This is a genomic window from Corynebacterium sp. HMSC036D02 (genome assembly GCF_001836165.1).
In the GTDB taxonomy this organism is placed as follows: Bacteria; Actinomycetota; Actinomycetes; order Mycobacteriales; family Mycobacteriaceae; genus Corynebacterium.
Genome location: NZ_KV827691.1, coordinates 78,765 through 92,105 on the forward strand (window position 1 = coordinate 78,765; position 13,341 = coordinate 92,105).

At 59.1% G+C, this 13,341-nt stretch carries 13 protein-coding genes and 3 tRNA genes; 9 read left to right on the forward strand and 7 right to left on the reverse strand.

From position 1 onward, the window contains the following. Positions 1-143 precede the first annotated feature (143 nt). Positions 144-2,216, reverse strand: coding sequence for a bifunctional copper resistance protein CopD/cytochrome c oxidase assembly protein (locus HMPREF2743_RS08545; RefSeq protein ID WP_070818581.1), 2,073 nt, complete (start codon positions 2,214-2,216; stop codon positions 144-146). 76 nt (positions 2,217-2,292) lie between these two features. Here HMPREF2743_RS08545 and HMPREF2743_RS08550 point away from each other — a divergent pair, with 76 nt between their 5' ends. The 3 genes from HMPREF2743_RS08550 to HMPREF2743_RS08560 all read left to right on the forward strand — a co-directional run bounded on the left by HMPREF2743_RS08550 (position 2,293) and on the right by HMPREF2743_RS08560 (position 3,416). Continuing rightward, positions 2,293-2,586: a LysR family transcriptional regulator gene (locus HMPREF2743_RS08550; protein ID WP_070525370.1), complete on the forward strand. Its 294-nt coding sequence runs from the start codon at positions 2,293-2,295 to the stop codon at positions 2,584-2,586. 47 nt (positions 2,587-2,633) lie between these two features. Further along, positions 2,634-2,707: transfer RNA gene (locus HMPREF2743_RS08555), tRNA-Arg, on the forward strand. Between the two features lie 76 nt (positions 2,708-2,783). Beyond that, a complete protein-coding gene (locus tag HMPREF2743_RS08560) occupies positions 2,784-3,416 on the forward strand; it encodes a hypothetical protein (RefSeq protein WP_070818582.1) in 633 nt (210 codons plus the stop codon). On the opposite strand, the gene HMPREF2743_RS08565 is transcribed toward HMPREF2743_RS08560, so the two are convergent. Then, on the reverse strand, positions 3,417-3,602 hold the full coding sequence (locus HMPREF2743_RS08565) for a PspC domain-containing protein (RefSeq protein WP_070525367.1): 186 nt from the start codon (positions 3,600-3,602) through the stop codon (positions 3,417-3,419). A gap of 127 nt (positions 3,603-3,729) precedes the next feature. Between HMPREF2743_RS08565 and cmrA the strand changes: the two genes are divergently transcribed. Continuing rightward, on the forward strand, positions 3,730-4,542 hold the full coding sequence (gene cmrA, locus HMPREF2743_RS08570) for a mycolate reductase (RefSeq protein ID WP_070525364.1): 813 nt from the start codon (positions 3,730-3,732) through the stop codon (positions 4,540-4,542). Between the two features lie 45 nt (positions 4,543-4,587). Here the strand turns inward: cmrA and HMPREF2743_RS08575 are convergent, their stop codons facing one another. Beyond that, positions 4,588-6,129 (reverse strand): alanine/glycine:cation symporter family protein, encoded by a 1,542-nt coding sequence (locus tag HMPREF2743_RS08575; protein ID WP_070818583.1) that lies wholly within the window; start codon positions 6,127-6,129, stop codon positions 4,588-4,590. A 269-nt stretch (positions 6,130-6,398) separates the two neighbouring features. Between HMPREF2743_RS08575 and orn the strand changes: the two genes are divergently transcribed. The 4 genes from orn to HMPREF2743_RS08595 all read left to right on the forward strand — a co-directional run bounded on the left by orn (position 6,399) and on the right by HMPREF2743_RS08595 (position 8,804). Beyond that, positions 6,399-7,031, forward strand: coding sequence for an oligoribonuclease (gene orn, locus HMPREF2743_RS08580; protein WP_246818750.1), 633 nt, complete (start codon positions 6,399-6,401; stop codon positions 7,029-7,031). 48 nt (positions 7,032-7,079) lie between these two features. Continuing rightward, positions 7,080-7,152 (forward strand) — tRNA-His (locus HMPREF2743_RS08585). 218 nt (positions 7,153-7,370) lie between these two features. Further along, positions 7,371-8,231: a siderophore-interacting protein gene (locus tag HMPREF2743_RS08590; RefSeq protein ID WP_070745005.1), complete on the forward strand. Its 861-nt coding sequence runs from the start codon at positions 7,371-7,373 to the stop codon at positions 8,229-8,231. A gap of 27 nt (positions 8,232-8,258) precedes the next feature. Further along, entirely contained in the window at positions 8,259-8,804 is a 546-nt protein-coding gene (locus HMPREF2743_RS08595) for a DNA-3-methyladenine glycosylase (RefSeq protein ID WP_070525351.1), read from the forward strand. A 61-nt stretch (positions 8,805-8,865) separates the two neighbouring features. On the opposite strand, the gene sucD is transcribed toward HMPREF2743_RS08595, so the two are convergent. The 3 genes from sucD to HMPREF2743_RS08610 form a co-directional block, all read right to left on the reverse strand. Beyond that, the gene (gene sucD / locus HMPREF2743_RS08600) at positions 8,866-9,744 is read right to left on the reverse strand and encodes a succinate--CoA ligase subunit alpha (protein ID WP_070818584.1); all 879 of its coding nucleotides are present in this window, start codon (positions 9,742-9,744) and stop codon (positions 8,866-8,868) included. Between the two features lie 8 nt (positions 9,745-9,752). Continuing rightward, positions 9,753-10,925, reverse strand: a complete 1,173-nt coding sequence (gene sucC / locus HMPREF2743_RS08605) for an ADP-forming succinate--CoA ligase subunit beta (protein ID WP_210383612.1) — start codon at positions 10,923-10,925, stop codon at positions 9,753-9,755. A 236-nt stretch (positions 10,926-11,161) separates the two neighbouring features. Next, positions 11,162-12,391, reverse strand: a complete 1,230-nt coding sequence (locus HMPREF2743_RS08610) for a L,D-transpeptidase (RefSeq protein ID WP_070525347.1) — start codon at positions 12,389-12,391, stop codon at positions 11,162-11,164. Between the two features lie 289 nt (positions 12,392-12,680). Here HMPREF2743_RS08610 and HMPREF2743_RS08615 point away from each other — a divergent pair. Then, positions 12,681-12,753: transfer RNA gene (locus HMPREF2743_RS08615), tRNA-Lys, on the forward strand. Between the two features lie 80 nt (positions 12,754-12,833). Here the strand turns inward: HMPREF2743_RS08615 and HMPREF2743_RS08620 are convergent. After that, entirely contained in the window at positions 12,834-13,340 is a 507-nt protein-coding gene (locus HMPREF2743_RS08620; protein WP_070818585.1) for a 2'-5' RNA ligase, read from the reverse strand. Between the last annotated feature and the right edge of the window lies 1 nt (position 13,341).

Consider the following 13,341-nt stretch of genomic DNA (forward strand, 5'->3'; position numbering starts at 1 on the left):
CCTTACCTCGCATCTTTGCCACCAAGAACAGCACTCGCAATGACTGCGCCGCCAACCTGTGGATAACTTGTTGCAAGCGTCAACAAAAAATCTATTTACCCAGGCAGACGTCCTCTTTTCGCCACGCCGGGTACGCCACATTCCTAGTGCTGACGGAAGCTCGACTCGTCGCCTTCCCCCATCTGCTTGAGCATGGCGTTGTAGCTTGCCAGGTCGGCATCGCCGTCCACCTCCGCCTTGGCGTCATAGCGCCGGGCAGTCGCACGGTCCTCGCGCAGCCAGTCCCGGAATAGCGAACCGAACACAATCACCAGCGGGAACTGGCCGAAGCCCCAGGAAATACCGCCGCCGGTCCGCTGATCGGTGACGAAATCCGGGTTCCACGGCAGGTTCAATGATTCATAGAAGTCCAGGCCGAGAATGACTTGCATCTGCATGAGGTAGACACCCGCAAAAAGGTGCAGGGGCATCGACACAAACAGGATGAGCAGGCGAACGCCCGTGGGCGCGCGCCACGGCAATGGATCCGGGCCAATGACTTCCCAGTAGTAGATATAGCCGGAAATCAAGAAGACCCAATTCATGATGACGTGCCCGGCATGCTCCGAAATGGCAACTTCGTAGAAGTTCGGGAACAGGTAGAGCACGTAGAGGATCGCCAAGAACTGCAGGACGTTGACCGCGGGGTGCGTGAGCACACGTAAAGTACGGGATTTGGTGAGGGCAACGGCGGCGTCGTGAAGCGTGGGCTTGCCCGGCTCCCCAGGCTCAAACGCTTCCATCACCAGGGTTACCGGGGCGCCCAACACGAGGCACAGAGGGATCGCCATGGACAGAATCATGTGCACCAACATGTGCATGGAGTACAACGCCGGCATGTATAGGCCAATACCATTGCTCATGATCAGCGTCATGCCCAGTGAGCCCATAAGGAACCACGTCGTGCGCCCAACCGACCACGTCAGCCCTCGCTGCTTCAGGCGCCAGAGCGCGTACAGGTAGAAGCCGGCTAGCACGAGCCCGAGCGAGCCAAACATGAGATCAAATCGGAACATGGTCCACACGTTGGTGGCCGTGGGGGCATCGAAAAGCTCGTAGCCCACCAGGATTTGCATGGCGTTGAGGTTCGGATCCCGCGGTGGCGGGGGCGGCGTGCGACCCATCGAGATGGCCACGCCGACTGTGGCCGCCATGATGAGAACCTCCACCACGGAGACCCTGATAAACAGGCGCGGCACACGTTTCAGCTGGGGAATGGTGACCCGGCGATGCACAAAGCCTATGACCGCGAGCACCACCGTGAGCACTGCTTTGCTCAGCACCAGCAAGCCATAGCGAGTGGTGAATAAATCCCCCAGCTCAACGCGGATGAGCGCGTTGACCACACCGGTCGCCGCCAGCCCCAAGATGGACAGCAGCGCAACGGTGGAATACCGGCGAACCGCCACGCCCATGTCAGGCCCTAGGCGGCGGCCATGCGCAATGAGGCCCATGAGCCCGCCGATCCACAGCATGATGAAGAACAGGTGCAATAGCAGCGAGTTCGTGCCGTAATCATGATCACCGCCGGAGGCCGAGTGACCCTCCATGCCGAGGGGCACCGTCAACAACAGCGACAGGAAGAACGTGGCAACCTGGCCTGCCCATGTGCGCGCCACAAAGCCCATGATGGCAACGAGCGCTGCGATTCCCGCGGTGAGCAGCCACACTTGCGACGTCGCGATCTGCCCCACCGCCATGCCCATCAGCTCTGGGTTGAGGACCTGGCCCAATGGGGTACCGGTGAGGTCCGACATCACGAGGGGGACTTCAATCAACGACACCACCGCGGCACCCACGGCGGCCCACGCGCCGGTGCGCGCCGCAATGTGCCCATCGACGGTCAGGCCAGCCTTGATGAGACGCTCATTGTCCTTGTCCGGCACGGCCGGGTAAATCAAGAAGGCGCTAGACATAAAGGAACCGATGGCAAGTGCCATCAACATCCAGGCAACAGCGCGGAAGAAGGGCAGGCCAAACGTTGTCATGCGGCCTGGGTCGGGGATGCCCAGGGCGGCAAGCGAGTCCGCGAGAAAGAACAAGGAAATAATTCCGCCTACGAGGCCCGCGAAGACGACGAAAGAAAGATTCAACAAGCGGGAAGGCTGCGCTCCCGACCCCGAGTGCGCCAGCCCCCGCAAGTGCTGTGAGCTGGGTTTTTCCTTCTCAGTGTGCATGGTGGGCAGTCTACCGCCACAGACGTTCTCTTACCTAAAAGGTAAATAATTCTCAGCATTCGGGTAGTCTGCTCTCATGGACTCTCGCCAGCTTCACCACTTTCGAGCCGTCGTAGATCACGGTTCTTTCACGCAAGCTGCGGAAGCGCTGCAGCTCACGCAACCTTCTTTGAGCCTGACCGTCCGCAAGCTTGAAAAAGATCTCAACGTGAAGCTGCTGTCCCGCGGACGCGGCGGAGTCCAAACCACGGAGGCCGGGGATTACCTCTACGGCGTGGCCACCTCGATCGATTCCCTCCTCACCACCGCCACCGCACGCCTTGCCGAGTTTGCTTCCTCGACACCAGCACCGAAGCAACACCAGCGATAGCCCGATAATCGGGCAGTTCGCAGCTGTGCGTTATGATGTTTCGGTACGCCTCCATAGCTCAGTGGATTAGAGCAGTGGGTTTCTACCCCATGTGTCGCGGGTTCGAATCCTGCTGGGGGCACGCAGGTCAAGGCCACTTTCTAGGGTTTCACTAAGCCTCAGACAGTGGCCTTTGGGCACAGATTGGACACACTTCCATGGACATCACCCTCGCGACTTTTGACCACGCCCCGGAATCAGCGCTGCGTGGTATGCGCTTCGTTAACGCGTGGGTCCCAGCACCAAGCTATGCTGCGTCACGCCGCGCGGTGCTCACCGGACAATACCCACAGCGCGGAGCCACAACGCGCATCACGGAGATTTTCGAGGACTCCGGCTTCGAGGTTCGGGAAGACACCCAGCCTGCCTCTTCTCGGGTCTTCCGCCTTCTCGAGCAACCAGAAGCCCAACTGCTGAATGACCTCAATGGTGTCGTGGCAGTGTGCTCCCTACAGGGCAACAAGGCGAACATGTCCCTTCTATGGCCCGGGGTTGCAGAGTCCGGGGAGTGCGCAGAGCTCGTCTCCCCGCTCGACTTGGCGCCCACGCTCGCGGCGATCGCGGGGCTTGATGTGCGCCCTAATGCGCCGCTGTCGTTCGACGGCCTCAACTTGGTGCCGGTCCTGCGCTACGGGGCGTCGGGGCACGCGGCTCTCTTCTTCGACAACGGCGTGCGCATGCAGGACGCCGTGCTTGTCGACGACTCCGCCACCCCACCCAGCGCTCTCCCACGCCTGCGCGAAGAGTGGGAAACATGGAAGCGGTTCATGGCGCTGGGGCCGTTGCAATAACTATTCGACTGGAATGACGACCCAGAGGATGAGGTAGAGCAGAATTCCCGAGAAGCCCAGCAGCGTGGCAACAACGAAGAGAATGCGCACCAGGGTCGGATCAAGGTTATAGGTCTGCGCGATGCCTCCGCAGACGCCGCCGAGCATCGTGTCAGTAGCAGAACGGGTTAAACGTTGGTTGTTCATGATGTCTCCTTTCGCCTTCCATTATCCAGAGTTGGGCCTAAGGATTCATCGGTGTTTACCCTGATTTAAACCCTGATTGCTCTACGCTGGGTGGAGACTTCCCACCCTGAGAGAAAGGACGCCGTTTATGGCTCACTCCCCCGGGCTGCCTGCCCCTACCCGCTCCTCCTATGCGCTGTTGACTGGCGCTAGCCAGGGAATTGGTGCTGCGATGGCCAAGGACCTGGCTGCCCGCGGTTACAACGTCATCCTCGTTGCGCGCCGCGAAGACGTCCTCGAGTCCATCGCTGCGGACCTGCGCTCTCGCCATGAGGTGGACGCCATTGCGCTGGCAGCGGACCTCTCCGAGGCAGCTGACGTGGACCGCGTCATCGAGTTCATGGCGGGCAAGGAAATTTCCATCATCGTCAACTCTGCGGGTATCGCCAGCTTTGGCAAGTTCATGGATCAGGACTGGGACTATGAAACCCGGCAGTTCGACCTCAACGGCAAGGCCGTTCACCGCCTGACGCGCGCCGCGCTGAAGCAGATGTTGCCGCGACGCAGCGGCGCCATTTGCAACGTAGGCTCGGCCGCGGGCAACGTCTCCATTCCAAACAATGCCACCTATGTTTTCACCAAAGCGGGCGTCAACGCCTTTACTGAGGCCCTTCACTACGAGCTCAAAGGCTCCGGTGTAACCTGCACACTGCTCGCCCCTGGCCCAGTGCGCGATGCCGTCATCCCGGAGGAAGAGCAATCCATCGTGGACAAGGTCGTCCCAGATTTCTTGTGGACCACCTATGAGTCCTGCTCCGAAGAGACCCTCGAGGCCATGGCCCGCAACCAGCGCCGCGTGGTACCCGGGCCGCTATCGAAGGCCATGAACGCGCTGGGCAAGATTGTGCCGACTCCAATTGCTGCACCACTCATCGGCAGCTTCTATTCGAAGATGGCCTAGCGCATGAAAATGCCCGCTCTCCACTGAGAGCGGGCATTGCTTTACCTAGCCTTGGAGCGGCGATTGCTCCGCGATAGCCTTCTGTGCGGCTTCCTGCCGAGCAACCTTGCGCTCTACCCAGAACTCTGCGTTCTGGATTCCCAGTGCCTCTGGGTCAAACTGCGGGTCTTTGCCGGCAGCCTTTTGCGCACTGTAATCCTTGAGGCACTTGAGCGCAGGGACCTGCAGGAAGAGGATGGCGATGATGTTGAGCCATGCGGTCGCGCCAACACCGATATCACCCAGCGCCCAGGCTGCACCCGGAGTCGTGGTAGCTCCGACGACCACGGAGACCACGAGGAGAATGCGCAGGAGCCACACCAGCGCGCGGCGGGTGGTCTTGTTGCTGATCCAGCGGTTGAAATAGGTCAGGTTGACCTCCGCCATGTAGTAGTACGCCAGGACGGTGGTGAAGGCGAAGAACGCAATGGCGATGGCGATGAAGCTCGGGCCGAAACCTGCCAGGAGGGTGTCGAGACCGTGCTGGACAAAGCCCGGTCCAACCTCGACGCCGTCCGGGATGGAGCCGGCGTAGCGCACAGGGCCATCCTCTGACTCACCCTCGAAGACCTTGTACATGTCGGTAGAGATGATGATGAAAGCGGTCGCGGAGCAAACGAAGAGGGTATCAATGTAGACCGCGAAGGCCTGCACGAAGCCCTGCTTAGCCGGGTGGGACACCTCCGCCGCCGCGGCAGACTGCGGACCAGTACCCTGGCCGGCCTCGTTGGAGTAAATGCCGCGCTTCACGCCCCACATGATGGCCGAACCCAACAGGCCAGAGAAAGCCTGCTCCGCGCCGAAGGCGGACTTAAAGATCATGCCGAAGACCTCGGGGATCTGGTTGAAGTTCATGATCAGGATGATGATGGCAAAGAGAATGTATGCCGCCGCCATGAACGGAACCACGAGGGACGCGAAGTTAGCAATACGCTTCACACCGCCAATGATGATGATCGCGAGAATTCCGCCCAGAACCAGGGCAGACCAACCAACTTCGATGCCCCAAGCGTTCTGAACTGCAGCGGCCACGCCATTAGCCTGGATGCCAGGCAGGAAGTAGCTGGTGGCAAGGATCATTGCGACGGCGAAGACGATGCCGTAGACCACCATGAATGGTCCGGCCTTGGTGTGCTTGTAGGCCTTTTCGATGTAATAAGCCGGGCCGCCGCGGTACTCACCGGTGTCCTGGTCCTTCTCCTTATAAACCTGGGCCAAGGTACATTCCACGAAGGAGGTTGCGGAGCCCAGAAGCGCCACCGCCCACATCCAGAACACAGCACCCGGTCCGCCGAAGGCAATAGCCGTTGCTACGCCCGCGATATTGCCCACACCGACACGGCCGGCCAGGGAAATCATGAGCGATTGGAAGGAAGACACGCCCGAATCGGAGCTTTCACCATCCTTCAGCTGCTTGAGCATGTCCGGAATGCAGCGAATCTGCAGAAACTTGGTGGCCAGCGTGAAGTAAATGCCCGCGCCGAGGCACAGGAAGACTAATGCTGGTGACCAGATTAGAGAATTGAGGGTATCGAGAAAGGCTGACATCGGTAGGTTACCGTCCTTCGAATTATGTGAGTGCCATCACGTTAAAGGGTGCACTAATCATGTCCTATCCACCACGGTTTTCGTCAGCAAAACCATGAAAAAGTTCAAAAAGCCGCCAAACTCAGCCTTCATAGTCAGTAGAAACCCCAGCACATATCGATTAAGGGACCGATTTCGATAAGCACACCCGCCCTCCACCCCCACTTACCCCCACTGAACCGAAAGGGTGCATCTCCGACCACACCCCAAGAGAAACTATGGTGGAAGGCATGAGTGATACCCCCGCTAAGAACGACCGCCTCGTCTGGATCGACCTGGAGATGACCGGGCTCGATCCGAAGCGCCACGTAATCGTGGAAGTTGCCGCCGTGATTACCGACGCCGAACTGAACATTCTCGACGAAGGCATTGACCTCGTCGTCCACGCCACGGAGGAAGAACTCGCGCAGATGGATGACTTTGTCACCGAGATGCACGCGAAGTCTGGGTTGGACAAGGAGATTCGAGAGTCTGCAATCACGATTGCGGAAGCAGAGGAGGCCGTGTTGAAGCTCGTCGAGAAGCACTGCGACGCCAACCACCCCGCACCCCTTGCAGGCAATTCCATCGCAACGGACCGCACCTTCATTCGCGAATACATGCCGCGCCTGGACGCCGCGCTGCACTACCGAATGATTGATGTTTCCACAATTAAGGAACTGGCACGCCGCTGGCACCCGCGCGCGTACTACAACCAGCCGGATAAAGGCATGGCACATCGAGCCCTGCAGGACATCATTGAGTCCATTCGTGAGCTGGATTTCTACCGCCGCAGCGTCTTCCGCACTGATGGCGGGCCTTCCACCCCGGAAGCTGAGGAGCTCAAGGCGTCTACTACCGACGACTACCAGGCGTTTTTGTAAAACGGACAACGTGGGTTAACCTGTATCTCGTTGCTTTCGGCAACGATGGTGGCTGTAGTTCAGCTGGTAGAGCACCAGGTTGTGATCCTGGGTGTCGCGGGTTCGAGCCCCGTCAGCCACCCCGAATAGACCCCGCATTCTGTTTGAGCAGGATGCGGGGTTAGTTTTTTGCATTGAGCCCCCGACACGACCGCACCCGCGCACCACCACCAACCCCCACAACCAGCCGGACTTGAGTATGTTAGCAGCCGGACTTGAGTATGTTAGCCTTACCTAATTGAATAGTGTGTAGGCTTCCGCCCGCACAGCAACTCAAGTTTTCAAAGGACAGTGATAACGATGGCTGGCCAAGCTGAAGAGGCAGCGCCGAAGCGCAAGCCCCGTAAAGCGCATGAAGCAACCGTGACTGGTCGCTACCAGGTTTCTCCGGATTTGGTTCGGTTGAGCATGAACTCCCCTGCTTTTGTGGGCAAGGAGCTGGAGTTTACGGATCACTACATCAAGTTGCTGTTCGTGCCAGAAAGCGCCGATTATTCTTGGCCGTTTGATGTCCAGCAGATTCGCGAAGAGCAACCGCGCGATAAACAACCAATTCTCCGCACCTACACCCTGATCAACCTGAACTCTGACACCGGGGACTTCGACGTTGATTTTGTCGCCCATGGTGATTCCGGCCTGGCCGGTCCGTGGGCACGCAGAGCCGAGGTCGGCGAGAAGATTGGCTTCCTCGGCCCTGGTGGCGCGTGGGGGCCAACCGAAGACTATGAGCACTTTGTGTTCGCCGGCGATGAATCTGCAGCGCCGGCCATCGGTGCCGGTGTGCAGCATCTCCCCGAGGGCGCGACCGCTACTGTCTTCATTGAGATCGAGGCCGAGGACCGCACCTTTGAGCTGCCCACCCGCGAGGGTGTGGAGATCGTCTGGGTAGTCCGCAATGGTGCCACCCACGGTACTGAGCTATCCCGCGTGGTACGCGAGGCTGGTATCCCCAATGAGAAGAAGACCAGCTGGTTCATCCATGGTGTCGCCGAGATGATCAAAGAGCTCCGCCGCTTCCTTTTCGTTGAATCTGGAATTCCAAAGGAAGACGTTTCCATCTCTGGCTACTGGCGTATCGGAATGACTGAGGACCAGTGGCAATCCTCCAAGCGTGAATTCAACGCGGCAATTGAGGCCGAGGAAGAAAGAGCTAAGGCCTAACGGTTGTTTTCGCGTTAGACTGCGGCAATGATCGATTTCACCGACACCGCCGACGTCGTTGCTCCCCAGCTTCTGGGCACGGTGCTCACGCACAACGGCGTTTCGGTGCGCATCACGGAAGTCGAGGCTTACCTCGGCGCAAACGATGAGGCCTCACACACCTTCAACGGCCGCACCCCGCGCAACGCCGCCATGTTCGGCCCACCCGGCCGCCTCTACGTCTACATGTCCTACGGCATCCACCGGAACGGCAATATCGTCTGTGCGCCCGAAGGCACCGGTCAGGGTTGCTTGCTCCGCGGCGGGGAAGTCATCGACGGAATAGACCTTGCCTACCAACGCCGGGGTGACACGGAATTTCATAATCTGGCCCGCGGCCCCGGCAACTTAGGCAAGGCCCTTGGTTTCAGCATCGCGGACAACGGCACGCCCATCCGCCTTAAACAACGCGATAAGGAACCTGAGTGGGTCCGCGGGCCACGCATCGGCATCTCAAAGAACCAGGACGCCGCGCTGCGTTTTTGGATCCCCTTCGACAAGACAGTGTCTCGACGTCGCGGGCTCCCCCGCTAACCCCTACCGGTGTATGAGCCTCAGGACTCATACACCGCATGTGGGCTCATGCGCCGCATCGTTAAGCCAAGGCTGCGCGCACCAGCTCCGCTGCCTGCGAGGGGGTCTTGCCCACCTTCACGCCGGCCGCTTCCAGCGCTGCCTTCTTGCCTTCTGCCGTGCCAGAACCACCAGACACGATGGCGCCAGCATGCCCCATCGTCTTGCCCTCCGGCGCGGTAAAACCTGCGATGTAGGCAATGACCGGCTTCGTCACGTGATCCTTGATATAGGCAGCGGCATGCTCCTCTGCATCACCGCCGATTTCACCGATCATGATGATGGCCTCGGTATCCGGATCATTCTGGAAGGCCTCAATCGCCGAAATGTGCGTGGTCCCGATAATCGGATCACCGCCGATTCCTACGCACGTACTAAAACCAATATCGGACAGCTCGTACATCATCTGATACGTCAAGGTGCCCGACTTCGACACCAAGCCAATCTTTCCTGGGTTCGGCGCAGTCTCTGCCGGAATAATGCCCGCATTGGATTCGCCCGGCGTGTAGAGCCCTGGACAGTTCGGCCCAATGATGCGCGTTTTGGACTCCCGTCCCAGCGCATAGAGCTCCGCAGTGTCCTTCACTGGAATTCCCTCCGTGATGATGACCACGAGTTCAATACCGGCACAGATGGCTTCTTCCGCGGCGTCCTTGGTGAATTTTGCCGGCACAAAAATCACGGTGACGTTGGCCTCTGTCGCCTGCATGGCCTCACGCACGCTGCCGAAGACAGGAATCTCGCGCCCATCAATATCGACGCGCTCACCTGCCTTGCGCGGGTTGACCCCACCCACAATGTTGGAGCCGGATTCCAGCATGCGGCGTGTGTGCTTCATGCCTTCGGATCCCGTCATGCCCTGCACGATGATCCGCGAGTCTTTGTTGAGAAAAATCGACATGTCTACTCCTAGTTCGCCAGCTCCGCAGCCCTGCGGGCGGCAGCATCCATGGTTTCTACCTGCTCCAGTTTGGGCAGGTGTGCGTCATTGAGAATCGTGCGTCCAAGCTCCGCATTGTTGCCGTCGAGGCGAACCACAAGCGGCTTGGGTTCAATCCCCTCCGAGTCCAGAATCTTGTAGGCCTGCACGATGCCTTTAGCCACTTCGTCACAGGCGGTAATGCCACCGAAGACGTTGACAAAGACCGATTTCACCTGCGGATCACTAAGAATCACTTCCAGCCCGTTGGCCATCACTTCGGCGTTAGCGCCACCACCGATGTCTAGGAAGTTCGCGGGCTTCGGTTGCGAAGGAAGATCCTCGCCGGCATAGGCCACAACGTCGAGCGTGGACATCACGAGGCCAGCACCATTGCCGATAATCCCCACGGAACCATCGAGCTTCACATAGTTCAGCCCCATCTTCTGTGCCTTGAGCTCCAGCGGATCGGTCGCGCCGTGGTCTTGAAGGTCGCGGTGTTCTGGGTGACGGAACTGCGCGTTATCATCCAACGTGACCTTGCCATCGAGCGCAATGATGTCACCACTCGACGTCTTGACCAGTGGGTTGACCTCCACCAGCGTGGCGTCTTCTTCCGTGTACACCGTGTAGAGCTTCTTGAATACGGGCACCAGCTTGGCGACGTCCCCCTCATCAAACCCCGCCTCATACGCCATGTCCCGCGCCAGCGTGTCCGTCATGCCGTCGAGTGGGGAGAAACTGCGCTTAATCAGGGCATCTGGGCGCTCTTCGGCGAGCTTTTCAATCTCCACGCCTCCCTCCTTGGAGAGCATGGCTAGGTAGCGCCGCTTGGTGCGGTCGAGGAGGATTGAGAAATAGTATTCCGCGGCGATGTCCGCGCCTTCGGCCACCATGACCTTGCGCACGGTGTGTCCTTTGATCTTCAAGCCTAAGATCTCATTGGCCTTTTCCGCAGCTTCCGCGGGGCTATGCGCGAGCTTGACTCCCCCGGCCTTGCCGCGTCCGCCAGTCTTAATTTGCGCTTTGACCACGACCACCGGTGTCCCCAACTTCGCGGCTGCTTCTTCAGCCTGCACAGCTGAGGTCGCAACGATGCCTTTGAGTGTGGGAACGCCATGAGCTTCAAAGAGGTCTCGAGCTTGGTACTCGTAGAGATCCACTTCTGCCTCCATCTTTGCAGTGAAAAACTAGTTCTCCACAAGATTCACCAAAACAAAGACGTGATGCAAACCACTTTACAGAAGTTAAAGCGTCACACTTCACACACTTTGCACGCCGCGCGTGTGCGATGAAACGCTGCCCGTTATAGATGTTTAAACCCCCGGCAAAGAATTAGCTGATTTAACTTTCGGGGGCACCCTGGGCGGCACCGTCGATAAGCACCGCCCCAGGAGAGCTACTGGTTAGCGTCAGCATTGCCCGCAGACCAGGTGGCCCAATCCATGTTCCAGTCCCCTAGGCCGTCGAGCGGGCTCAGCACACCGCCACCGGTGTTAGAGACCTTGACCAGATCGCCGCGCTTGACCGTGTTTTGGAACCACTGAGCAGCCTCAGTAGTCACATTGATGCAGCCGTGGGACTGGTTGTAACTGCCCATAGCACCGACAGCCCAGGGTGCCGCGTGGACGTAGATTCCGGAGTAGGACATCTGAGTTGCCCACTGGACGTCAGTCCTATAGCCGCCAGCATCAAGAGCTAGGCCGAAGGTGGTGGAATCCATGACCAGGGAGGGGTATTGATCGCCGATGATGTAGGTGCCATTCGGGGTATCCCACTGGCCATCCCTGCCCATCGACACAGGAATGCGGCGCAGCACCTCACCATTCTTGAACACCGACATCATCTTGGTGTTGTTATCAATCAGCGTGATGACGCGGTCGCCGATGGTGAAGTTGGTGGAGGCATCCTCACCGCCGTAGACGCCGCCGCCGAGGTTACGGCCGTACAGGTCAACGTCGACAGTCACCTTCGTGCCCGGCTCCCAATAGTTTTCCGGGCGCCAGCGCACCTCCTGGTTATTCACCCAATAAAAAGCACCTTCGACGGCGGGCTCAGTCTTGACCTTAATCGTCTCTTCGGCCGCCTTGCGGTCAGTGACGTAGTTACCAAAGCGCACGCCGATGACCTGCCCCACGCCCACTTCGGAGTCCGGCAGTGGACTCAAAGCCACCTCGGACACCGCTGCAGCCTGCGGGGTGGTGAACGTGATGGTTTTGTGGGTGCCATCTTTGTCCGTGGCATCAATGGTGTACGTGCGGTTATAGCCCAGCACCTCAGCGCTCTTCCAAGTGGTCGAGTCAGAGGACAACTCATCTTCCACTTCAATACCAGCCTCGTTGGTCATCGTCACCGACTTCAGGCCCGCCGGGGAGCTCACCTCCACCGGCTCGGAGGGGTCAACGTTGCTAGCGCCGTCCTTGACGGAAAACTTCAGCTGCTTCGCCTTAGCGGCTGCCGACGCCGACGCCTCTGCCGAAGCACTCGCTTGGACATCTGCCTGCGATTGCTTTTCAGCCGGGCTGGAATCCTCGGCCCCGCCGATGGTGCAGGCGGCCAGAAGGGAAGCCGTCACAACAAGGCTCGAGAGAAGTACTGCGGGACGTGCAGAAGGGAATAGAGAACGCACAGAAACCCCTAGCTCATAGAAAGATTAAAGACAATGACAAGAGTGCACTAAGCCTAACCGCCCGCACCGCCGTCTAACTAGTTAGCGCCACCGCCCTTAACCGTTTCGTTACCAGCCTTCCCCACTCCCGCACTCCGCGCTTTCAAAGAAGAGAAAAGTAGCTGCTACCTAAGGCACCTAAAAACCTTTATTCACCTGGCGATTTTACCTTTTCACAAAGAGGGTGTTAAAGTTACATCTCGTTGCACGGCAGGCGCTGAGGAAATCAGAAGTCACCGGGTAGACACAAGCGCCATTAGCTCAATTGGCAGAGCAACTGACTCTTAATCAGTGGGTTCGGGGTTCGATTCCCTGATGGCGCACAGTTTAACCCCCTTCATCCTAGATGAAGGGGGTTTCCTCGTCCCACAGCCCCGACGGCCGGGTTAAGGGGGTTAGACCCTTAAGCCCCGAAGACCTCCAAGCGCTGCGTCTTGGGCAGCCACCACGCGGCCTGCGCCGCCGTGAATTCCTTGTGCTCAAACGTCGAGATTTCATCGAGTGCCCGCATATAGTCGGGAACGAGCGCTCGGGGCAGGCGCAGCCCCATCGTCAGGTGCGGGGTCCATCGCGGCCCGCGGCCTTCCGGGTTCGCGGCGCTTAACTGGCGCGCAGCGATCTCCAACTCGTCCGTGGTTTCCAGAAGCCACGCCACGGTCTGCTTGCTTTTCCTCCCGAATACCACCGTCCCGACGCGATGAAACAGCGCCGGCAGTAGCGGCGGCAACAGCGTGCGGGCCTCGTCGACGACTGCGGTCTCGAGCGCCGGCGCAAACGTTACCGTAATGTGCGGGCGCTGGTGCTGCACCGGAAAGCCACGCTGAGCCAGGGCAGCATAGACGTCCCGGATGGTGTTTTCATCCTCCGGGGTGAGGTATAACAGGAGGTTCTCGGGCGAATTTCGGCTCACA